At 41.9% G+C, this 24,324-nt stretch carries 18 protein-coding genes; 8 read left to right on the top strand and 10 right to left on the bottom strand.

Annotated elements, in window-relative coordinates:
• The first annotated feature begins 83 nt into the window (after positions 1-83).
• Positions 84-1,337, top strand: a complete 1,254-nt coding sequence (locus I6E24_RS01085) for an alpha/beta hydrolase (RefSeq protein ID WP_235325547.1) — start codon at positions 84-86, stop codon at positions 1,335-1,337.
• Positions 1,338-1,450: 113 nt separating this feature from the next.
• Here the strand turns inward: I6E24_RS01085 and I6E24_RS01080 are convergent, their stop codons facing one another.
• The 3 genes from I6E24_RS01080 to I6E24_RS01070 are packed head-to-tail and all read right to left on the bottom strand — an operon-like array spanning position 1,451 to position 7,225.
• Complete coding sequence (locus I6E24_RS01080; protein ID WP_394800343.1) at positions 1,451-2,845, bottom strand: efflux transporter outer membrane subunit; 1,395 nt, start codon at positions 2,843-2,845, stop codon at positions 1,451-1,453.
• Between the two features lie 3 nt (positions 2,846-2,848).
• Entirely contained in the window at positions 2,849-5,974 is a 3,126-nt protein-coding gene (locus I6E24_RS01075; RefSeq protein ID WP_235325546.1) for an efflux RND transporter permease subunit, read from the bottom strand.
• A gap of 36 nt (positions 5,975-6,010) precedes the next feature.
• A complete protein-coding gene (locus tag I6E24_RS01070) occupies positions 6,011-7,225 on the bottom strand; it encodes an efflux RND transporter periplasmic adaptor subunit (RefSeq protein WP_235325545.1) in 1,215 nt (404 codons plus the stop codon).
• Positions 7,226-7,511: 286 nt separating this feature from the next.
• On the opposite strand from I6E24_RS01070, the gene I6E24_RS01065 reads away from it, so the two are divergent.
• The gene (locus I6E24_RS01065) at positions 7,512-8,891 is read left to right on the top strand and encodes a threonine/serine exporter family protein (RefSeq protein ID WP_235325544.1); all 1,380 of its coding nucleotides are present in this window, start codon (positions 7,512-7,514) and stop codon (positions 8,889-8,891) included.
• A 93-nt stretch (positions 8,892-8,984) separates the two neighbouring features.
• On the opposite strand, the gene I6E24_RS01060 is transcribed toward I6E24_RS01065, so the two are convergent.
• The 5 genes from I6E24_RS01060 to I6E24_RS01040 form a co-directional block, all read right to left on the bottom strand.
• Positions 8,985-9,737: a lysophospholipid acyltransferase family protein gene (locus I6E24_RS01060; RefSeq protein ID WP_235325543.1), complete on the bottom strand. Its 753-nt coding sequence runs from the start codon at positions 9,735-9,737 to the stop codon at positions 8,985-8,987.
• Positions 9,738-9,777: 40 nt separating this feature from the next.
• Complete coding sequence (locus tag I6E24_RS01055; RefSeq protein WP_235325542.1) at positions 9,778-10,929, bottom strand: metallophosphoesterase; 1,152 nt, start codon at positions 10,927-10,929, stop codon at positions 9,778-9,780.
• 73 nt (positions 10,930-11,002) lie between these two features.
• Positions 11,003-11,905 (bottom strand): vitamin B12 dependent-methionine synthase activation domain-containing protein, encoded by a 903-nt coding sequence (locus I6E24_RS01050; RefSeq protein ID WP_235325540.1) that lies wholly within the window; start codon positions 11,903-11,905, stop codon positions 11,003-11,005.
• 114 nt (positions 11,906-12,019) lie between these two features.
• On the bottom strand, positions 12,020-13,360 hold the full coding sequence (locus tag I6E24_RS01045) for a dihydroorotase (protein WP_235325538.1): 1,341 nt from the start codon (positions 13,358-13,360) through the stop codon (positions 12,020-12,022).
• Between the two features lie 27 nt (positions 13,361-13,387).
• Positions 13,388-14,137: a polyprenol monophosphomannose synthase gene (locus I6E24_RS01040; protein ID WP_235325536.1), complete on the bottom strand. Its 750-nt coding sequence runs from the start codon at positions 14,135-14,137 to the stop codon at positions 13,388-13,390.
• A gap of 286 nt (positions 14,138-14,423) precedes the next feature.
• Here I6E24_RS01040 and I6E24_RS01035 point away from each other — a divergent pair, with 286 nt between their 5' ends.
• The 6 genes from I6E24_RS01035 (at position 14,424) to I6E24_RS01010 (ending at position 22,977) form a co-directional block, all read left to right on the top strand.
• Positions 14,424-15,017, top strand: coding sequence for an HU family DNA-binding protein (locus I6E24_RS01035; RefSeq protein ID WP_235325534.1), 594 nt, complete (start codon positions 14,424-14,426; stop codon positions 15,015-15,017).
• 14 nt (positions 15,018-15,031) lie between these two features.
• Entirely contained in the window at positions 15,032-15,394 is a 363-nt protein-coding gene (locus I6E24_RS01030) for a hypothetical protein (RefSeq protein ID WP_235325532.1), read from the top strand.
• Positions 15,395-15,469: 75 nt separating this feature from the next.
• A complete protein-coding gene (locus I6E24_RS01025) occupies positions 15,470-17,464 on the top strand; it encodes a site-specific DNA-methyltransferase (RefSeq protein ID WP_235325530.1) in 1,995 nt (664 codons plus the stop codon).
• Between the two features lie 11 nt (positions 17,465-17,475).
• Positions 17,476-20,451, top strand: a complete 2,976-nt coding sequence (locus tag I6E24_RS01020) for a type III restriction-modification system endonuclease (RefSeq protein ID WP_235325528.1) — start codon at positions 17,476-17,478, stop codon at positions 20,449-20,451.
• A gap of 32 nt (positions 20,452-20,483) precedes the next feature.
• On the top strand, positions 20,484-22,004 hold the full coding sequence (locus I6E24_RS01015) for a DUF3843 family protein (RefSeq protein WP_235325526.1): 1,521 nt from the start codon (positions 20,484-20,486) through the stop codon (positions 22,002-22,004).
• 151 nt (positions 22,005-22,155) lie between these two features.
• Positions 22,156-22,977, top strand: coding sequence for a Fic family protein (locus tag I6E24_RS01010; protein ID WP_235325524.1), 822 nt, complete (start codon positions 22,156-22,158; stop codon positions 22,975-22,977).
• Between the two features lie 19 nt (positions 22,978-22,996).
• Here I6E24_RS01010 and I6E24_RS01005 read toward each other — a convergent pair whose 3' ends face one another.
• Positions 22,997-23,278: a xenobiotic reductase B gene (locus tag I6E24_RS01005; RefSeq protein ID WP_235325522.1), complete on the bottom strand. Its 282-nt coding sequence runs from the start codon at positions 23,276-23,278 to the stop codon at positions 22,997-22,999.
• A gap of 184 nt (positions 23,279-23,462) precedes the next feature.
• Positions 23,463-24,320: a mechanosensitive ion channel family protein gene (locus I6E24_RS01000; RefSeq protein WP_235325520.1), complete on the bottom strand. Its 858-nt coding sequence runs from the start codon at positions 24,318-24,320 to the stop codon at positions 23,463-23,465.
• Positions 24,321-24,324: the final 4 nt, after the last annotated feature.

The raw sequence follows: 24,324 nt of genomic DNA, 5'->3' as shown, positions 1-24,324 counted from the left end.
ATAAATATGGCAAAGATTTCTTTGTTTTTACTGTAAATGATTATATTTACAGCAATTTAACTAACTGATAAATACATAGAAGAATGAATAAGCATTTTACGAGTAAACTGTTGACGTTATTGATGCTGCTTTTTCTTGTAGCCTGTAACAATGATGAACCTCTTTCTGTGGATGAACCTTCTACAGAGAATGTTTATCTAACAAAAGTTATAAAAGAAACCAGCTTCAATAAGGAGGAACTTGCAGCGATGGTGGTGGACTATGTGGCCGGCCAGGGTATAAACTTATCTGCAGATTTTGTTTCTATGTTGATGCGTGATGTTGATGTTGCCGCGATTGAATATACTACAACCGGGGTAGACGGAAATCCTGTTGTCGCGTCTGGAGTTATTGCCATGCCAAGCGGAACATCATCCTACGACCACCTGGTAAGTATTCAGCATGGGACACTCGATATGGAAGAAGCGCCTTCGAAGCAGCTTTTCTATTACGAGATGTTACCTGTTATAAGCGGACACGTTATCGTTATGGCGGACTATCTGGGATATGGCTCAAGCCAAACTCCCGACCGTCAGCATCCGTACCAGCATAATCTACTGACTGGTACTGCATGTGCTGATATGATTGGGGCTGCAAAAGAATATCTGAAGCAGAAATTGGTGACTGAAACAGATGATGATATTGAACTGGTGGGATACTCACAAGGAGGTCAGGCTTCCATGGCTACCTTGTTCGAACTTGAAAGGAGAGGTCAGGCAGGAAGTGTAAGGGCTGTATATGCGGGTGGTGGTCCTTATGATCTGGAAAGTATTCTCCAGACTTTTCTATCATATAAGGATAATCCGTTACCTTATGCGCGTACAGGATATTTACCATATCTGATTCGTGGTATGGTATATGGAGAAAACTTGCAGGTCAGTGATGAAAATCTCTATGCTCCGATAGTAATTGAAAAAGGCTTGAACAAGATGTTCTCCACAAGACCGCTTTCAGAGTGGCACGAGGCACTGGGTACAGATATCACGGAAGTGATACATCCTGATTTCTTTGATACGCCTACTTTCAATGGGAATGCCGATGTGATAGCCGTTATTGATGCGCTACGTAAGAACTCATTAGTCAATTCATCTGTCCAGCCGGAAGCTCCAATATATATGTATCATTCGCCACTGGATGATTTCGTTCCATATTCCAATGCCGTGAACGCTCATAAAATGTGGACTTCATCCACTCTTACAGACTTGTCAATGCCAGGTCATGTATTGGGCGGTATAGAATTTATGTTACGCTATATGGGATTGTGGGAAGTAGTCGGTCCTATGCTCGGAATGAATTGACAGCATTAATCTTATGTTTAGAAAACATTTAGGCAGTGTTTGATTTCCGTTTAACCAAACGAGAAGATCAAACACTGCCTAAACAGTTTCTAAACGTATTGTAAATTATGTCTTTATTTTGTATCCTGCGACCATCCGCCTCCAAGAGCCTTGTAGAGATTTACCAGAGTAATCTGCTTGTCGCGTATTGCATTGCTCAATCCTATCTGTGCATCCAGATAACCACGCTGTGCATCCAGCAAGTCGATATATCCGATGACACCGTTGATATATTGCAGTTCGGCAAGGTCAAGAGCACTTTTCGAAGCCTGTTCCAGTCTCAATCTGGTTTCGTATATATCGCGTGTTTTGTTGAATTCCACGATTGCGTTTCTTGCATCCTTGAATGCGTTTAGTACAGCTTTTTCGTAAGCGTATGTGGCCTGCTCGTATGCGGCTTTCTTTGCTTTTAGTGCCGCACGATTCTTTCCAAAATTGAATATCGGGGTAATGAGCGAACCGGTAATAAGGTGATGTGGAGATTTGAATATATCTTTCAACTCCTCACTTTCTGCTCCGTACGATGCTGTCAGAGTCAGGCGTGGAAACATATTTGTGAATGCCACTCCAACTGCTGCATTTGCGGCGATAAGCGACTGTTCAGCCTGTCTTACGTCGGGACGTCTTTCCAAAAGGCTTGATGGCAAACCAACAGGTAGGGTAGCCGGTAGCAATACATCTTCAGGCAGCACTGAGCGGTTTATATGATGTGGATATTCGCCTGTCAGGAAAGCTATTTCATTCTCTTTCAATGATATTTTCTTTTCAAGATCAGGAATAAGAGTTGCTGTTCTGGCCAATTCCACCTGGGCCTGTCTGAACGCTGTTTCGTTTGTCAATCCACCTTCATATCTGATTCTGGCAAGATACAGACTTTCACGTCTCGCATCAACAGTCTTTCTAACTATGGCCAACTCATTGTCTAATGCCACCAGTTCGAAATATGATTGTGCCATTTGTGCAATGAGGCTCATTTTCAGAGCACGCTGATTTTCTATGGATCCCATAAAATCGGCCATACTCTTATCACGTGCCCAACGTAGGTTGCCCCATAAATCAAGTTCCCATGAAACTCCGAATTTGATATCAAACTGGTCGTCCGGTTTACGGTTGTTTCCACCATAATTTTCCACTTCCTCTTCGGCGTAAATCCTGTTGGTTATAGCCGGAAACATGTTGGCCCAGTCGATACGTTTCATGGCAGCCAGTTCTTTGATACGTGCGCCGGCTATAAGCATATCCTTGTTGTATTCAAGTGTTTTTCTTATCAGAGCCTGCAGTGTGGTGTCCGTGTAAAGTTCTTCCCAAGGGAAATCACCCATTGACGTGCTGTCCATGCTCAAGCTGTCAAGCACTTCAGGCATCTCAATCTGAGGACGTGTATAGTGCTTTCCTAACTGGCAACCACCGATAGTGGAAGCCATAAGGAAGAAGATTGTCAGTCTTAATATAGATGCTATATGTTTCATAAATTATGCTTTCTTTATGTTGATACGTTTCTGTTTCATTTTGCCTGTAGCCTTATATATCATTACGAAGAAGAATGGCACAAGCACTATACCTACTGTAACGGCTATTATCATTCCGAAGAATACTCCGGTGCCGATAGCCTGTCGGCTCGCAGAGCCCGGACCTGTAGCCAATACCATTGGAAGCATACCTAGGATAAATGCCAATGATGTCATAAGGATAGGGCGGAAACGTAATTGTGCCGCATGTATGGCAGATTCTATCACATCTCTGCCTTTATCTACCTCGTCTTTTGCGAATTCCACGATAAGGATGGCATTTTTTGCAGCAAGACCGATAAGCATTACAAGACCAATCTGGAAGTAGGTATCGTTCTCAAGTCCGCACAATGTTACTCCGGCGTATGCTCCGAGCACTGCAACCGGAAGTGAAATCAATACAGCGATAGGTACAGTCCAGCTTTCATAAAGTGCTGCAAGGAAGAGGAATACAAACAGGAATACCAGTGACAATATAATACCTGTCTGTCCGCCTGCCTGTTTTTCCTGATATGACAGACCGCTCCATTCCACACCTATGTTGTCAGGAAGTTTCTCGCGTGCTATTTGTTCCAGAATTTCCATTACTTGTCCTGAACTGGCACCGTTGGCAGTTGTACCACGTATAACAGATGTATTGAACATATTGAAACGTTTGATACTACCTGGTCCTGTAGTGTAGTCTGTTGTTCCAAGTGCTGTAAGCGGAATCATGTCGCCTGACGAACCTTTTACGAAGAACAGACCTATATTCTCGCGTTGCTGGCGATAAGGAGCTTCGGCCTGGATATATACACGGTAGATACGGTTGAACATGTTGAAGTCGTTCACATAAACCGAACCTGTGTAAGTCTTCATTGTGGAGAATACATCTGCCATTGGTACTCCTGAGAGTTTCACCTTGTCGCGGTCAACATCGAAATACAACTGAGGAATTTCAGCCTGCAGTGATGATGACAGACCTGCAATCTCTTTACGCATTGAAGCATAATGCATCAGAGTGTCTGTAGCGCGTACCAGGTCATCGTATGTAGCCTCACCTCTGGCTTCAAGCTGCATTTCGAAACCTCCGGCAGTACCGAGTCCTGGAATTACCGGTGGTGTAGAAAGATAAACCTTGCTTTCGGGATATGTAGAAAGCTCTTTCTGAACTCTGTCCATTACCTCGTCTATCGTAGTATTGTCACGTTCTTTCCACTCTTTCAGGATGACTGTGAGCTGGCTTCTTGCCTGGCTTGTTCCCACACGTGGACTGGTACCTGTAACGTTCTGCACATATTCCACAGCAGGGTCTTTCATTATGAAGTCAATAGCCCTGTCAGTAACCTTACGCGTACGTTCGAGTGTGGCAGTCTCAGGCAATTCAAGCTCTACAGTGAAATATCCCTGGTCCTCAACCGGAAGGAAGCTGGTAGGAACCAATCTGTGGAACACATATATAAATATGAGTGCCATACCGAAACCTGCCATTACGCGGCGCGGATTCTTGATTATACGTTTTATATATTTCACGTACTGGTTATTACCGATCCCCAGCCATTTGTTTATCCAGTTGAACACTCTGTTTTTAGGCTTGTCCGGATCTGTAGGTTTCAATATCAGAGAACACATCACCGGACTTAATGTCAATGCCACAACAGTGGAAAGAAGTACTGACACAACGATTGTCACTGTAAACTGACGGTACAACTGTCCTGTGATACCGGAAAGGAAACTTACAGGAACGAACACCGCAGCCAGCACCAGTGATGTTGCGATTACGGCTCCGGCAAGACCTTCCATAGCTTTCTTTGTGGCCTCGTAAGGACTGAGTTTTTCTTCCTCCATTATTCGTTCCACATTTTCCACTACCACAATGGCATCGTCCACCACGATACCGATGGCAAGAACAAGTCCCAACAGTGTAAGCATATTGAGTGAGAACCCGAATATCAGCATGAATCCGAATGTACCGATAAGCGATATAGGTACTGCAACCACAGGTATGAGTGTTGCTCTCCAGCTCTGAAGAGACAGGAACACCACCACAATCACCAGGAACAGGGCTTCGAACAAAGTCTTATACACCTCATGGATAGACTGCGAGATGTAGTTTGTCATATCGAACGGGAAATTGTATTCCAGACCTTCCGGGAATGTCTGGCTGATTTCCTCCATTGTATCTTTCACTCTTTGTGCCACTTCCATTGCGTTGGCTCCCGGGAGCATGTATATGCCAAGCACAGCTGCGTTACCACCGTTGATTCCACTCTCGGTACTGTATGATGATGCCTCGAGCGAAACTCTTGCCACATCCTTCATTCTGATAAGTGAACCGTCGGGATTTGCTCTAAGCACTATTTCTTCAAACTGGGATGCAGAAGAAAGACGTCCCTGGGCTGTGATAGGTATGGTAATATCTATTCCGTTCGACATAGGCTGCTGTCCCAATACTCCGGCTGCCGACTCACGGTTCTGGTCTTTCAATGCACTCTGCAAATCCTTTACTGTCAGTCCGTAATTGGCAAGCTTGGCAGGGTCAACCCAAATCTGCATTGCGTAATAACGGCTACCGATGTTCGATACGCGACCCACCCCAGGAATACGGCGCAGAAGGTCGAGAACATAAAGTGTGGCAAAGTTACTAAGATAGATTTCGTCAAACTTAGGGTCGTCAGATACTAATGTAAGGGTCATAAGCTGGCTGGCAGCCTGTTTCTCCACTTCGATACCGTTCTGAACAACTTCCGCCGGAAGTCTTGATTCAGCCAGTTTCACACGGTTCTGTATTTCAACGGATGCCATATCAGGATCGGCAGATATATCGAAAGTTACCGTAGCCGAGAAACTACCTGTATTCGAACTGTTTGATTCCATATAAAGCATACCGGGAGTACCGTTGAGTTCTTGCTCGATAGGAGTTGCCACCGCCTGAGAAACGGTTACGGCACTCGCACCCGGATATGAGGCACTGATTTTAACCACAGGCGGAGTAATCTGTGGGTATTGGTCGATAGGAAGCATCATCAATCCTATGATACCTACTATGACAATAAGTATTGAGATGACAGCCGAGAATACCGGCCTGTCTATAAAGAAACTTACTTTCATAAATTGTAGCTTGGTTAGTTTACCTCTGTGTTAATTTCACTTGCTTGTAGTGCTGCTGTCATTGTCAGCCTTGTTTTCCTCCTGGCTTATATCTTCAGGAGCAACCTGTACTTTCACTCCCGGTGTTAGCTTGTGGTAACCTTCTGTCACAATCATTTCTCCCGGTGCCAGACCTCTTTCCACTACAACATCATTCTTGAATTCCGGACCTATCTCGATGAAGCGTCTTTCTGCTACGGAGTCGCGTCGCATCACGAATACGTATGATCCGCCTTTTTCGATGATAAGTGATTTCTTTGGAATAACTGTAGCATTCTCTCTTACGTCGAGAAGTACTTTTACGCTTGTAAACTGTCCCGGAAGAAGTACATGTTCGGGATTTGGAAGTTCAGCTCTTACCTGGAATGTACCTGTCTTTGGATTAACCTGCGGAGCCGCGAAATCCACCAGACCTTTATGCTCATATACGGTATTGTCCGGCAGTGTAACCGTTACAGTTTGTTTCCATGTACGTGTAGTATCTTTCTGACCGAATGTAACGTTTCTTTCCTTGCTTTTAAGATAGTCAAGGGCTGTCATGCTGAAATCCACGTTTACGGTGTCACTTTTTACAATTGTGGCAAGCAGTGATTTGCCTCCTGTTCCTACCAGTGTTCCCGGGTCAACAAGTCTTTCACTTATATGTCCTGAAATAGGGGAGCGTACGATGGTATATCCCAGTTCCTGTTCGGCCTGTTCAAGGTCAGCCTTGCTCATACCTACACTAGCCTCTGCCGTTTCGTACGCTGCAATGGCATTGTCCAGATCCAGCTGGCTGGCAGCGTTCTGCTCATAAAGTGGGCGGATACGGTCCAAATCACGTTTGGCTTTCAGAGCCGTAGCCTCGTCTTTCTTCAATTGTGCTCTGGCCTTGTCTGCTTTTGCGCGGTATTGGTCCTGATTGATGACAAAAAGTACCTGATCTTTTTTAACGTAACTACCTTCTTCAAAGTGCATTCTTTCCAGGAAGCCTTCCACTCTGGCTCTGACTTCAACAAAAAGTTGCGCTCTGATTCGTCCTACATAGTCGCCATAGATTTCAACATTCTCCTGTACGACAGGTTGCACACATACTATAGGTCTTTCGACGACAGGTTTTTCTTTCCTGTTGAAGATAAAATAAAGACCTACTACTAAGATAATGCAGATGCATGCGTAAATGGCTTGTTTCTTCTTGAACTTCAAGTCTCTCTTTGTTAAAAATCGTTTCATATACAAATCTGTTAATATTTTAGATGCCGTTAAATTAATGGCAATCCATATGCCATAATTGAGACGGAGAATCTAATTTACTGAAAATAAACTGTTTAAAATGTATTGTCAAGTAGTTTTTATTATTAAAAGGTGTGTAATTTTTCCACAAAACTGTGGAAACGATATGTGATTTTTCTGTTTCTTACCAAATCCGGATATTTTTTTTGTATAATATTGCGCTACAAAGATACACATAAAATAGGAATAATTAATACCTTTGCAGCCGAAAACAAAACTTGACTATATGGAACATCTTCAGACGACTGAAAAAGTACACGATGAGCTGTTGCTTCATCGAAGAGTAGATTTACTTCTACGCACCGGAAAACTTCTGGTTGAGAGTCTTGCCGACACCAACCGCGTTGTAAGAAACATGAAGCGTACTGCCGCTTTCCTGGGTATTCCGGAAGAAAAACTTCACATCAATGTCAGCTTCACAATGCTTATGGTAAATGTGAGTGATGGTGATTACTCATTTACTAAATTCCAAAGAATAGAAGGTCATGGAGTGAATATGACAGCTATTTCCGCTGTAAGTAAATTGTCTTGGCGTGCAATAGAGAACGATTACACACTCGACCAATACGAGGCAGAACTGGAAGAAATTCGCAAGCGCAAACGTAACTATACTCCTTGGCAGGTTGCCATCGGTGCCGGTTTTGCCTGCGGCGGTTTCTGTATTCAGTTCGGTTGCGACTGGGTTGCGTTTCTCTATGCTTCAATAGCGGCCATCATCGGTATGAGAGTACGTGCCAAATGTAATGAGTCAGGTCTAAATCATTACATGGGTATTGCTATTGCTGCTTTTATATCTACTATGATAGCATGGGCTTCAACTCTATTGCCCGCTTCATGGACATCAACACCTTGGCATCCTCTGTTGGCATGCGCGCTGTTTATCGTGCCGGGTGTTCCTTTGATAAACTTTGTCGATGATATGCTCGACAATTATATTCAGGTAGGTGTTGTCAGAGCTGTAAATACTCTGCTTATGGTTTCTGCCATGGCTTTCGGTATAGCGTTTGCCGTTAAGATTTGTCACATAGAAAACTTCTTCCCGACTATCAGTATGGTTCCTCATCATTCGTATATTGAATATGCCATAGCTGCTGCTATTTCTGCAATGGGATTCTCTATGATATTCAATATACCGCGCCGTCTGTTGTGGGTTGTTGCCATAGGAGGTATTATAGCTGTTTGTACACGTAACTTCGTAAATCTCGGTCCGAGTACAGACAATATCGGTCTTGACATGGGACTGGTGATGGGATCGTTTGCAGGTTCTGTATTGGTGAGCCTTATAGCTATCAAGGCTGTACACTGGTTCCACTGTCCAAACCACGTATTGACCATCCCTTCTGTCATTCCTATGATTCCGGGAGTTCTTATGTACCGTATGCTTTTCGGTATCATCAATATGAATGTGGAATCGCCTGAGCAGATTTCAGTCTTGATGAAGGCTATCCAGAGCGGTATCACTTCGGGTATGGTGATATTGTGTATCTCCCTGGGAGTTGCCATTCCTAATATCTTCGGACGTAAATTCATCGCTAAGGAAAAGAACAAACGCCTGAAAGAAATTCTTGCAGACCGCAGAGCACGCGGCAAGTTCGTTGAATGGTAATCAGTGCAGATTTATATAATACAATAAAAAAACAGCTCCGGCATAAGGAAACAAATTCCAATATGCCGGAGCTGTTTTTTTATGTTTGCGTATTTATTGGTCCGGATTTTCAACCTTCCCTTTATATTCGTCAGGCAACGCACTTTCTATCACCTTGTACGATTCTTCCATGAGTTCCTTGATGTTTTCAGGACCTTTGCACTTCGGGAATATAGGCTTGTGGATGGTAAGCTTCATAGGATGCCAGGACAACAGTTTGCCGGTACGCGGAAGTATATTGAACGAGCCGTCAATAGTCAGCGGAACAACAGGAAGCTGAAGTTCGTCTGCCAGCTGGAATGCTCCTTTTTTGAAAATTCCCATGTGTCCGGTGAATGTTCTTGCTCCTTCAGGGAAAACCACCAGCGAAGTTCCGTCTTTCAGTACATGGAATGCCTGTTCGATGGTTTCATGTATCTTTCTGGGACCCGACTTGTCAACAAAGATAAATCCTGCCGATTCGCATGCCTTTCCTACGAACGGGATTTTTCTCAAGCTTTTCTTCATCATCCACTTGAAGTTTCTTCCCAGGAAACCGTAAATCAGGAAGATGTCGAACGAACCCTGATGGTTGGCTATGAATACGTATGACTGTTTCTGGTCTATGTTTTCACGTCCTGTTACCTTTATCGGAAGAAGCAAAGTGTAGCATGTTATCTGCGACCATATCTTTCCGGGATAGTATCCCCAGAAATGCCCGTTGCCAAGATGGCATCCAATCATGGTTGTCAGTGCCGTAAGAATTGTTGTGACAAGGAAAATCGGCAACCAAATACAAATTTGATAGATAATGAATAGAAATTTCATAAGTTTTTAATTATTAACCAGTTGCTGTATAATTTTTTATTTATTTTTTCTTTAGTGTGATAACCGTTATCTCAGGCCATGCTCCAAGGCGCATCGGGAACAATACATGTCCCAGTCCTATGTTTACGTAAAGTCCTCTGTCTCCTTCCATATACATGCCGTTATGTTCAGGATAAATGAACGATGAAACGGACAGTCCGAAGAATGTTATCTGCATGTCGTGTGTATGTCCCGACAGTGTGAGTTCTATATCCGATTTAGGCAGAACCTCCCTGCGCCAGTGGGTAGGGTCATGGCTCATTAGTATCTGGAACATGCCTTCGGTGCCTGCTGAGGCTTCTTTCAGACGGGCATAGTCAGGAAAAGGAGGACGTCCGCTGTTCTCTACTCCTATCACTGCTATAGAGTCATTACCTTTTCTGATTATAGTATGACTGTTGTTCAGCATTTTCCAGCCCATTCTGTTTTCGCGGGATATTAGAGAGTCTATATTTGTAATCCTGTCTGCTTCTGAATTCCATTTGACGTATGTCCCGTAGTCGTGGTTTCCCAATACGGAATAAACACCATCCTTCGCTTTCAATTCAGAGAAGATATTCATAAATTCTATAAGCTCGTCGGAACGGCTGTTAACCAGATCGCCGGTGAACAATGCCAGATCCGCATTCTGACTGTTGCATATATCTATAGCTCTTTTCAACGCTTCAGGATTGCCTTTCCAGCTTCCGGAATGTATGTCCGAGAGTTGCAGAACCCTGTAGCCGTCGAATTCTTCAGGCAGGTTTGCCGATGTGAATGTCACCTCCCTTACCTTGAAATTCTCTTTTCCCTTTATCGCTCCGAAAAGAATATATCCCAGCATAGCCAGAGCGGGCAGGGCAGATATTGCCGCATGAGGTATTTTCAGTCCTGCTACTTTATTGATGCCCCTCAGCACAAGGCTGAATAAGACAAATGTCAGTTTGGGAATACAGAAACATAAAGTTACGATAAGGAATATGCCGAAATAGTCGTGCAGACTGTCGTGTAATGCTATGAAGAGAGCCAGCATCAGAAGCAGACCTATAGTTGGCCACCATAGAAGCCTGTTGTAAAGCTTACTTTTCTTACACCTTATATATATACGGTGTATGTACCAGTCCGGCAGCAACAACATCAGCAGAAAAAATATTGCAACTCTAAGTAAGATCATTAAGAATTAATAATTAAAAATTAATAACTAACAGCTAACAACTGAAAACCAACAACTAAAAACTAATATCTGATTACCCAACATTCGCCCTCAGATACTTTCTCATCTCGTCGGCAGTCTTACCACGCCTTTCAGCATAGTCGGCAAGCTGCGCTTCATCTATTTTTCCAACACTGAAGTATCTTGACTGCGGATGCGCGAACATCAGTCCGCTCACCGAAGCATGGGGGTGCATCATACCGTTTTCAGTCAGAGTTATTCCGATACGCTTCATATCCAACAAATCATCAAGCAGAAAGTTCACCGAAATGTCGGGAAGTGACGGATAGCCAACGGCAGGACGTATTCCGCAATACTTTTCGTCAAGCAATTCCTTTATGCTCAGATTTTCGTCAGGAGCATACCCCCAGACCGATTTTCTGATTGTTTCATGAATCTTTTCTGCTGCCGCTTCGGCCAGTCTTTCAGCCAAAGTCTTGCATAGCATGAGTTTATAGTCATCGCCTTCAAATTCCTTTTCCATTTCCGGGTCAATGGTGGTGGCAAAGCATCCCACTGTGTCTGTCACTCCTGATGAGGCAGGTCTTACAAAATCGCTCAGACACAGAAACGGGTCAGAGTCATTGACCCTCGATTGTTGTCTTAACAGCGGGAATCTTGTTCCTTCCATTATCAGATTGTCGCCGTCCGAATTGGCGTACATCAGGCGGTACATGGCATAAACCTTGAAGCGTCCGTCCAGGCTGTTGAGCATTCTCTGCGCTTCCTTGTGCAGTTGCATCGCCTCGGAAGCCTTTGGCCTTTCATCTTCCTTGAAAGATACAAGCCACATTGCACGGCAGCCGTCACAGCCATGAATATCGGCTATTGACGAATATTTTGGTTGAAATCCCCATGCGTGGAAAAAGTAAATCCAGTTTATGTAATCAGCCAGTTCGTGTATGTCGTATTCTTTTACGGTGATGTCTGTATGCATTTGGGAAATTAATAATTAAAAATTAATAGTTAATAAGTTATTAGATATTAGTTTTTAGTTGTTAGAGCCATTCGGATGGAACTAACAACTAAGAACTAAAAACTAATTTTACAATCATCTGTCGAATACCAGTGCCTGACCTCTGTGGGCAGTATTTACGGTATCATTTTCGTAAACCACAGTTCCGTTTACCAGAGTTTTCTCAACCTTGGCATGGAAGTTTCTTCCCTCCATAGGGCTCCATCCGCAGCGGCTCTTTATACAGTCAGTTGTGACAGTCCATTCATGATTAGGATTTAGTATCACCAAATCTGCTTTATATCCTTCGCGGATAAATCCTCTTTCCTTAATCTGATACAGTTTGGCAGGAGCATGACACATTTTCTGTACAAGCTGTTCCACTGACAGCACGCCTTCCTTGACAAGCTCGTAAATACTTACCAATGAGAATTGCAGGCTAGGCATACCCGATACAGCCTTCAGTGCACCGCCCTGTTTTTCAGAGAGAAGGTGAGGGGCGTGGTCGGTGCCTATCACATCAATCAGATTACTGCTTAGTGCTTTTCTCAGAGCGTCACGATCAGCACGTGTCTTGATGCTCGGATTACATTTTATGCGTCCGCCAAGAGTCTTGTAGTCCTCATCGCAGAACATAAGGTGAGAGACACAAGCCTCCGAAGTGATTTTCTTTTCAGAAAGAGGTTTGTCTTCGAAAAGTTCCAGTTCCTTGGCTGTACTTACATGAAGGATATGAAGACGTGCTCCAGTTTCCTTAGCCAATTTCACTGCAAGCGATGATGAGTTATAACAAGCTTCCTCGCTGCGGATTATCGGATGAAGAGAAATGTCAGCATCTTCGCCATACTTTTCTTTTACTTCGGCTGTGTTGCGGCTAATTACGGTCTGATCCTCACAGTGAGTGGCAATCAGCATTCCTGCTTCGGAGAATATTTTCTTCAGAGCTTCCATGCGGTCCACAAGCATGTTGCCTGTACTTGCGCCCATAAACAGTTTCACGCCGCAAACGTGAGTCTTGTCAAGATTTTTAAGCTGGTCGGCATTATTGTTCGTTGCCCCGAAATAGAAAGAATAGTTCACCACGCACTTGGTAGCGGCATCGGCAAACTTGTTTTCCAGAGCCTCGATGGTAGTGGTCTGCGGATTGCAGTTAGGCATATCCATGAACGAAGTCACACCGCCGGCAGTAGCCGCAGCGGTTTCTGTAGCCATATCAGCCTTGTGAGTAAGTCCCGGATCGCGGAAATGCACATGGTCGTCTATCACTCCCGGCAGCAGGAAGCAACCTTCCGCATCAATAGTCTCGTTTATATCACATTCAGGCGCAGCATCGCCTTCGATAATTCTGTATATTGTTTCATCCTCAGTCACAACCGAGCCTTTAAACTGTCTGCCTTCGTTCACGATGACAGCATTCTTTATCCAAATTCTTTTCATCTTATTCTAAAAACTAATAACTAAAAACTAACAACCTTTTCTCTTAGGATATTTCTTGAACCAACTGTCCAGTTTCAGTTTGATAACTCCGAATACAGCCTCGCCGAATATGCTGCTGTTCATCTTCGAAGTTCCCAGTTCGCGGTTGATGAATATCACCGGCACTTCTATAATCTTGAATCCGCATTTGTAGGCAGTGAACTTCATTTCAATCTGGAACGCATAACCCTTGAACCGGATTTTATCCAGATCGATGGTTTCAAGTACTTCACGTCTGTAGCACTTGAATCCGGCAGTTGTGTCGTGAACAGGTATTCCGGTGATAAATCTCACATATTTCGATGCGAAGTACGACATCAATACTCTGCCCATAGGCCAGTTCACTACATTCACTCCGCTGATGTATCTTGAACCGATAGAAACATCTCCGCCATCCTCGTGACAAGCCTTATATAGTCTTGGCAAGTCGTTAGGGTTATGACTGAAGTCAGCATCCATCTCGAAAATATAGTCGTACTTCTTCTCTATGGCCCATTTGAAACCGGTTATATATGCAGTTCCAAGACCCAGTTTGCCTTTTCTTTCAATCATGAAAAGCCTTTCCGGAAATTCTTTCTGCAGTCTTCTCACTATGTCTGCTGTTCCGTCCGGCGAGTTGTCTTCGATAATAAGGATATGGAAGAACTTCTCCAGTCCGAACACGGCACGGATTATATTCTCGATGTTTTCCTTCTCGTTGTAAGTAGGAATTATGATGATGCTGTCACTGTTTTGCATAAGAAAAAATGTATAGTTTAGACTTAAGAACAAAGGTAATGAAAAATTCCTCCCTCTCTTGTTATTAATTGTTAATTATCCTATGTGGATAAATTTTTATTTTCTGATTCCTTTTTTATGTCAGGATTTCTTGCCATATTTACCGTTACACGTTCGTGTTCCGCGTGTGATTCGTTCGTGTTCCGAGTGTTGCACGTTCGTGTTACACGCGTTACACCTACGTGTAACGATATCTTTGATGGGAAATTTATGTTTGAATAATATTAATTTTAAAAAGAATATAAGTATGCCAATAAAATTTGATTTGTATAACAATCCTGAAAATGAAGGAGTTACCTCTTCCGGGATACATGCTAAGGTAATTACACGAGGAGTTATAAATACAAGAAACATAAGTCAGAGCATAAACAGGAAATGTACCCTTACAGAATCGGATGTGTGGGCTGTGCTGACGGCTTTAAGAGACGAGCTGTATGATGCTTTTAAAGATGGATATTCCGTTCATCTTGAAGGTCTCGGTCATTTCAGTCTCAGTCTTAAATGCGATCCCAATGTATCTCCTAAATATGTATCTTCAAACGATATTAGTGTAAAAGGTATCAGATTTGTTCCAGAGAAAGAACTGCTTGATAAACTGGAATGTGTGCATTTTGAACATGACATAGACGATTCTCGCCATTCCAAGAACATGGAACAGTCGGAAATAATGGTTGCGCTGGACAGATATTTTGCCGATAACCAGTTTCTGCGCCGTATAGATTTTGAAAAACTTACAGGTTTCAACAAGTCTAAAGCCTTGCGTACTCTTAAAGAACTCGTGAAAGACGGAGTGCTGAAGAATGCAGGAACAGTGAATATGCCTATGTATATTAAGAACTAAATAAAACGATAACTATGAACAAATTAAATGTATTTTTAGCTGCAATAGCTTTTTCGTTGTGTTTCTCGTCATGCGAGACCTCAAAAACTCCGATAGAACATCTGGAATCATTGGTTGAAGAGGTGGAAGACAGATATGATGAATTTACGGAAGAAGATTGGGAAAAGATAGCTTCTGAGTATGAGAAGATTGAAGAGGAAATGTCGAAATACGAGTTTACCGATGACGAACTGAAGGAGATAGGAAAGCTGAAAGGCAGGATTTATGCAAAAATGACCAAAAACGCCTTGAAAGATTTTTCAAAACAGATAGAGGATTGGGGTAAGCAGATAGAAGGCGGATTGGAAGGTTTCTTTGAGGAACTTAATGAGGATTGATGCTAGGTTAAGTTATATGGTGGACAGATATGTGAAAAAAATATTAATTTTGTCGCATAATAACTCAAATGAATAATGATAAAGGATATAACTGAAAAGAATAATAATGTCACCCTCGGAGCTAAAGAAGTGGAAGTGCTGAGGGAAAATTTTCCAGCATGCTTCCATGCCGACGGTTCTTTCGATATAGAACGTTTTAAAGAATATCTGAAAGACAAGATAAATGTGACGGATGAGGGGTATGAACTTCGTTTCTTGGGTAAAAATTATGCCAGACTGTTGGCTTCGCTTGATACTACAACTGTTGTTGTACCGGATGAGGAACATAACAGCATGCCCGAGAACAAGGACAGCAAAAACGTATATATCAGCGGTGACAATATAGATGCGTTGAAGCACCTGCTGAAATCTTATGCCGGACGCATAAAGTGCATTTACATAGACCCTCCGTACAACACCGGTTCCGACGGTTTTGTATATAACGATTCTTTCAAGTTTACTCCCGAAGAACTGTCTTCCAAACTTAGTATTTCTGAGGAACAGGCGATTAGAATTCTTGATTTGACACGTCGTGGCTCGGCCACTCATTCTGCATGGCTGATGTTCATGCTTCCTCGCCTTGTGCTTGCCAGAGACTTGCTCTCTGACGACGGTGTGATTTTTATATCCATAGATGATAATGAACAGAGTAATCTGAAGTTGTTGTGTGATGATGTGTTTGGGGAAGAGAATATGGTGGCACAAATTTGTGTTCAGTCTAATCCTCGTGGAAGACAGTCGGATACTTTTGTTGCAACTGTACATGACTATTTGCTGTGTTATTCTAGAAATTTTTTAAAAGCAAAATTAAAAGGTGCGGAACTTACTGAAGAACAACGTAAAGAGTATTCATTTAGGGAAATAGATGGTAGGAAATATAGATTGTTAGGATTAAGGCAACGCGGAGTAGCGTCATTAAGAACTGATCGTCCAGATATGTATTTCCCTATTTATGTTGAGCCAAAAACTTTACAAGTTTCTTTAGATAAAAAAGATGGATGGGAATGTGTTTTACCTAAGAAATCAGATGGTAGAGATGGACGTTGGATGTGGGGGCTTGATAAGTGTAGAAATGAATTAGAACGTCTTGTACCTAGATATGTATCAAGGAGAGGAGAATTTGATATTGATGTTAAAGATTTTCTCGAAAATGATGGAGTCGAACGTTCAAGAAAACGTAAAACAATTTGGCTTGAAAGAACAATAAATAATCAAAATGGTACTCAAGAAGTTAATGCACTTCTGGATGGCAATTTTGCTGATTATCCTAAGCCTGTTGAGTATATTAAAATGATTCTGGATTTTGCAAATGTTGATGATTGCTTTGTCTTAGATTTTTTTGGTGGAAGTGCAACAACGGCAGAGGCTGTTTTCAATATAAACTCACAAGGGAATAACTGTCATTTTATAGTTGTTCAATTACCTTTTGAACTCAATGAACGTTTAAGAAATTGTGATGCAGGGAAGAAAAGGCAAATTCAGGAAACAATAAATTGGTTACAAGAATTAGGATATCCTACAACTTATGATTATGTAGGTTTTGAGCGCATCAAGCGTGCCGCCAACAAGATAAAACAGGAAAATCCTCTGTTCCACGGCGATTTGGGATTCAAGCATTATACTCTGCAAGAGCCATCTGACATAGCAGTGGAAAAAATAGAAAACTATGACCCGAAATATATATTTGGCGACAAAACGCTTGTTGATGAGTTCGGTGTACCTGCTATTCTTGCCACATGGCTCGTAAGGGACGGTTACGGACTTACTCCGGAGATAGAAACACTCGATTTCGACGGGTATGAGGTTTACCGTATGCCTAACCACCTGTATATCATCAATCCCGGACTTACGAACGGGGCCGTAGGAGGACTGCTTGATAAATATCAGACAGAAGCTGAATTCAATCCGCAGAATATAGTGGTATATGGCTATGCTCTGACCTGGAACGAGCAGCAGGGACTGAAAGACAATATGCAGACAGTTCAGGCTGGGGAAAAGAATATGCGTATTAATTTTGATATCCGTTATTGACATAAATATATATGGAACTTATACTTCAACCATCGTTGCCACATCAGCAGAAAGCCGTGGACGCTATAGCCGATGTATTTCATAAGACCACTATAGAGCCGCCATCAGTATATTATGCCAATCCGCAGATAACTACATATATAGATGGTGTAGGAGCAAATATAAAGAATATTCAGGATGCCAATGGGTTGTCTGTGGAATACAAGGGATACAGCTATGACAGTAAGTGTCTGAATCTGGATATAAAAATGGAGACAGGTACGGGAAAGACGTATGTATATACCCATGCCATGTACGAACTGCACAAACGTTACGGTATCAACAAATTCATAGTGGCTGTGCCTACACTTCCCATAAAGGCAGGAGCAAGGCAGTTTATGGGAGATTATGCAGTGAAACGTCATTTTCGCGATGTTTGCGGATATGACGCTGAAATAGAATTGCTCACACTGGAACCTGCGAAGAGCAAGAAAAAGGGAAGGCAGTATTTCCCTACGGCTGTAAGCGAGTTTGTGAAAGGCTCAAGCCGCAATTCCAACAAGATATATGTTCTTCTGGTTAATATGCAGCTGCTGAAAGTGGCTAAAGGTTATATGCTTAGCCGTGATGATTACGGAACGGTTGTAGAGGGCTTTTATCGTCCTTTTAATGCTCTGCGTGCCACAAGGCCGTTTGTCATAATAGACGAACCGCACAAGTTTTCGCGCGAACAGAAAGCCTTCGGTGTGATAATGGATGAGCTTGCACCACAGTGTATAATACGTTTTGGTGCCACTTTCCCGGAAATTACTATTGGTAAAGGTAAGACCAAGAGGGCTATTCAGGAATATAAAAACCTGCTTTATGACCTTAACGCCTGCCAGGCATTCAATCAGGGACTGATAAAGGGGGTTGCAAAGGAGCATTTCGAGCCTGTCTCAAAGAAGAATGAAAAGGTGAAACTGTTGTCCGCAGTGAAAAATGATGTGGCTACCTTCCATTATAGGAGTGCTGACAAGCCTACACGTACGTTTCATCTGCATGTCGGTGATTCGCTGTCCGTAATGGCGGAAGAGTTCAGCGGCATCATGATAGAAACCATAGACAGAAACTGTATAGAACTCTCCAATGGATTGACGAAGAATGTGGGAGAGGAGATAGATGTGGACATATACATGAATTCATATCAGGAGCAGATGCTCCGTCTTGCACTGGAAAGGCATTTTGAAACCGAACGTTCAAATTTTAGCGGAAGGAAGTTCAAAATCAAGACTTTGGCCCTGTTTTTTATTGACGATATAACTTCGTATAGAGAAAGTTCCGATGGCAAGAAACCTTATCTGCTGCAAACTTTCGAACGGTTGCTGAAAGAAAAGCTTGAAGAAACTATAGCCGTACTGAGCGACAGCGAACAAGAATATAGGGATTATCTGGAAGCAAGCCTTAGTGATATAAAAGCCTGTCATGCAGGGTATTTTGCGCAGGACAACAGCTCTTCGGACGAGGATATAGCACGCGAGGTGGACGATATCCTTAACGGTAAGAAACAGCTTCTTTCTTTCAGGGATAAAGACGGTAATTATATATTGCGAAGATTTCTCTTTTCCAAATGGACGCTAAAGGAAGGGTGGGACAATCCCAACGTATTCACCATAGCCAAACTACGTTCCAGCGGAAGTGACAACTCAAAGCTTCAGGAGGTAGGCCGTGGATTGCGTCTCCCGGTTGATGAGTGTGGCAACAGAATCTCAAATGAGGATTTCATGCTTAATTATATTGTGGATTTCACTGAAGCTGATTTTGCCGACAAATTAGTAGAGCAAATTAACAGCGAGGTTCCTGAAACTGTATTTATCTCATTCAGACATATTGGTACGATAGCCGCAAAAATGGGAGTGGACAAGAGAGACCTTATAGCAGAACTTCTGACAAAAAGATATTTGGATCCCGATGATTCGGATATGCTTTCCATTGTTCCTGAAAACAGGGTAAAATTCTTTGATGAATATCCGTTGTTCCGTTCGGGAGTTGTATCTGACAAGATTAAGGATAATAATAAGTTGAAAAACAAGCCTGTGGGAATACGAAAAGCTCGTTTTGAGGAAATCAGCGAATTGTGGAGTATTCTGAACAGGCGATATACCATCTGGTATGAAGAAGAACTAAATTCTAAAATCCGGGATGCTCTGACATATATTTTAGAGTCGGAATGTGTTTTCTCCGAGCAGGTCATCACGAGTCACAGGGACGTGGTGAAGAGTGACGGCGAACAGATGTCTCTCCTTATGGATGGAGGAGTACAATATACGATAAAGAACTCACTGCCATACGGTATATTCCTGAAACGTATTTCATTGGCTACAAATATTCCTATACCTGTGTTGCACAGTGCAATAAACAATTATGTTGAAAAGCACGGCAGACTGAAGAACTCTTTCTTTAACGAGCAGTCGGCAGGGATTATAATCAATAAATTTGCCGAATGGAAGGCGGAAAATCTGATGGGGCATTTCAAATATAAAAAGACTGGCGGAAATATCGGAGCGACGGCATTGACTTACAGTGATGGCACAGTAAGAAATGAAATTGCTCAAGGCAGGATAGGCACGAAGGTAGTAGAAGGAGAGCCTATGGCAAAATATCTGTATGACACTAAAGCGTTTGATTCTCCGTTGGAACTGGAAAATATAAATGCCGACATAGCCGAGGTTGTTGTCTATGGCAAGATTCCGCGAAACAGTATAGCTATTCCTACCGTGGCAGGAGGTACTTATAGCCCAGACTTTATGTATGTGGTAAAAAAGAAAAATGGTGAAAAGGAACTGAACATAGTAGTGGAGTCTAAAGATGTTGACAATATGACCGGAACCCGTGGATTGGAAAATCTTAAGATTGAATGCGCCAAGGTGTTTTTCGACAATCTTTCTTCGCAAGGTTATACTGTACATTTCAGAACACAGGTTAACAACAAAAAGATGTTGCAGATTGTGAATGAGGTATTGGCGTGATATTTATTGAATATAATCAAAAACTGGTAATAATGAGAAAAATTTATCCTAGAGAATGGGTGTCTATGCATCCATATACAAAAACCGATGCAACAGACAATTATTACTGTAAATTGGTAAACAGAATAATTGAAGTTCTATATGATTATGACATAATGGAGGGAGAAACAGAGCCGGAAGACGAGGTTTACGAAGACACGGCGATATTTCTTGTCGGATGGTTTGAAGACATTATTTCGCAGACCGGTGTCTGGCAGGTATTCACTTCGCAGTGCGAAAAACGGTATGGCAGCCGATTGCCTTTCTATGAAACGGGCGAAGATTATTATCCCGACGAAATAAATGTGGAAGACGTACGCTTCATTCTGTGGCATTGCTTTCAGAAAGATAAAATAGGGGAGAAAATCTATAATCCTGAGAATACCGGTATTCTGGCATTGGCAAATGAAATATACGATATCTTCGACGAGGAATTCGAGACAGCTCCGGTAAATGAAAGACTTCAGGATTTCTTTGATTTCTCTTATTTGACAGAGGATGATTTCCTTGAATACAGAAGTAAAGTGGAGTGGTTCTATTTTAATTCATATATCAACATGGGCTGTTATGAATGTTATTTGGATAGCCTGTCCGAGCAGATGGAGGAATTGGGGAAGCGTAAGGAACTTGATGACCGTACGATGGATTTGATGATATATTCCTTTAAGATGAACGCCATATTGTCGGGCAGGACACCTCTTCTTTCCATTACCGCCCCTGATTATCTGAAACTTCTTTTTGAGGAACAGGCTGTGAATCCTGTTGATGCTCCATATATGGACGTTGACAGCAGGTTGGAAGCATTATATCTGGTGACGGACGACACTGATGATTATTATGTGTTCAAGGAATTTTCTGACAAGGAGGAAACGTATAAAGTAACAAAAGATTCTATTGAACTGAACGCTCCAAAGTTAATACCGGGTGATACGGTAGTTACAACAACTCTGTTCAAGTTTGGAAAGTATTGGCAACACAATGGAGCTATGAATATTTATAGCACTAAAGATATTCCGAAACTTGATGACATTAAGAATGATTTATCGGATACTAACAAAAAGGCGGCATACGATGACTTCGTTGCGGCAACTAAAGGAAAACATTTTGTATTCCTGAAAGGAAAAGAAGAGGTGAACGATTTCATTTCAAATAAGATGAAATATAAAATAGCTCAAGGACTGAAAATTCCTGATACGGGAAATGACGTATTGATGCTGTGTATTACACCTAAACAGGGAATATCTGTTGTGCGTAACTATTGTGACTGTATCGCTTCTCCAGATAATCCTTATTATAATAAGGAAAAAGCAGAAAAGAATGCATTTAATTTCCTGACGAATAGCCGATTGATACCATACGAAACAGCATGCGAACTTCTTGATAGAGGATACTTGAAGGATGCAGCCTTGAATAGCACCCAAGGACTGGAACACGGTAAAGAGCTGGTAAGGAAGAATGCTCGATTCATACTGGATTATTTCTTCTATAAGTGCAGGGAGAAGGATTTGTCATAGAAAAAGACTTGCAAATTAATTGCAAAGCATTTGCAATTAATTTGCTCTATTGGTTTAAAACAATGTTTTCGCTTTGTACTTCATTCGCTTTGCACTATCTTTGTGGAAATATGAAACTTGATTTGTATAAATTCATAACCCGCAATTTCCTATGTACGAAGAATTGATTCCACGATATGATTCATTGGTAGCAGAATATAAAGAAATAGTTGCCGATGGATTCAGTAAATCCGATTTCATGGAATATAATGAAATCCTGTTTTCAGCACATAGTTGTGCCATAGAGGGCAATAGTTTCTCTGTAGATGAAACCCGTACTTTGAAGGAGAAAGGATTGGGTATGATTCCTCATGGAAAGACTCTTTTCGAAGCTTTTGAGATTCTCGACCATTTCCAGGCATACGAATATTTGTTGAATAATTTGGATAAACCGCTTACCGAGAAACTGCTGAAAGAGACTCACAGACTGTTGACGGAGCATACTTTAGAGTATAAAACAAGGAATGATGAAGTTCCGAGTAAGCCAGGAGAATATACCACTGTCGATATGTGTGCCGGTGATACAATATTCGGTGAACATGAAAAACTGATAAGGCAGGTTCCACGTCTTCTTGAAAGCACGCAGAGTGCTATAGATAGCGGTGAGGTGCATCCTATGGTTATAGCCGCAAAGTTCCATGGTTTTTATGAGTATCTTCATCCGTTCCGCGATGGTAACGGACGTTTGGGAAGGCTTATGTCAAATTTTATTCTTCTCAAAATGGGACAGCCATTGCTGATAATACCTAACAGTCATAGAGAAGAATATATTGCAGCTTTAAAATATATTAAGAAGGAACGTACTGATGAATTTCTTATTGATTTCTTCTTTAAAACTTCTATTAACAGGCTTCAGCATGAAATATCAGAGAAGAAGAATCTTACGGATAATTTTATAGACGGTTTCCGTTTTGTTTCTGAGTCTAAAAAATAAAAGGTAGAGAATTATTAATCTATCTGTTTAGAAGGTAAGCGTATTTTCCATGTCCTGCTTGTGCGACACGTGATATTATTTTGTAGCTTCTTTCATTACGATTAAACTCTACCAAGTCTTCGCTTCCATCTGGATTGGCTAAATAAATGTTTCCTTTCTCGTCTTTAAACGGTATGGAAATACCTTTAGCCCATCCTTCCAAGTAAATGCGCTCAACTTCTTTACGTACTTCTTCGTTTACTTCTTTGATGGTCTTTCCGTTGGATAGTCTGATATTTTCTATTTCGGTGTATTTGTACATGATTATCAATTAGTTGGGTATTGCAAAGATAATGTAAATTACGGTTTTAGCCTAATTTATGTGTACATTTCGTGCAGGATGTGGATATTGTGCAGGATGTGAAGGAAATTTATATATAAAATAACCCGGAAATACGCATTTACAACGTATTCCCGGGCTATTAGTTTTTATAAGATTAATGTTATTAGTCTTTAGCCTGATGTACAGTGAGTTGTGGGAATGGGAAACCGATTCCTTCTTTGTTGAATGTTTCGTAAACTTTCTTGTTGAAGTCGAAGTATACATCCCAATAGTTGGCTGTAGATGCCCATGCGCGTACCTTTATATCAACACTGCTTGCTGAAAGAGAACCAAGACCGATGAATGGAGCAGGGTCTTTAAGTATTCTATCATCTTCATTGATTATACGTTCTATTACAGCTTTTACCTTTTCGTAGTCCTCACCATATTCAACTCCAATAACCCATTCGGCACGGCGTGTGTCCTGCTTGCTGTAGTTTACTACTACGTTGCTGCTCATTGAGCCGTTTGGAACATAAATTATTTTGTTGTCAACTGTAGCCAAAATAGTGTGGAATATCTGTATTTCCTTTACTGTACCGCTTGCTTCCGGACCGTCGATGAAATCGCCAACCTTAAATGGCTTGAACACCAGAATGATAAGTCCGCCTGCAAAGTTTGAAAGGTTGCCTGAAAGTGCCATACCGATGGCAACACCGGCAGAGGCAAGAATTGCAGCGAAGCTTGTGGTTTCAACGCCAAGACGGGCTATAACAGCAAAAGCAAGAATAAGGTTAAGAGTGATACTGAGAAGACTCTTTAAGAAAGTCTTTACACTCACCTCCAATTTGCGTTTCTCAAGGAATTTAGTCAGCAGTTTTCCTATTTGTTTAATCAGGAAACGTCCGATGACATATATCAGTATTGCTCCGATAATGTTTTTACCTGTTTCAATTCCCCAGCCGACAAGTTTGTCCAATACAGCCTCAAGGTTAATTTTCGATGTAACGTTTGATGCAATGTTTAATAATGTAAGTAGCATAATT

Origin of the sequence: Bacteroides caecigallinarum, assembly GCF_021530995.1 — a bacterium.
Lineage (GTDB): Bacteria > Bacteroidota > Bacteroidia > Bacteroidales > Bacteroidaceae > Phocaeicola > Phocaeicola faecigallinarum.
The sequence above is the reverse complement of the archived record's forward strand: the minus strand, read 5'-3'. Positions and strand labels throughout refer to the sequence as shown.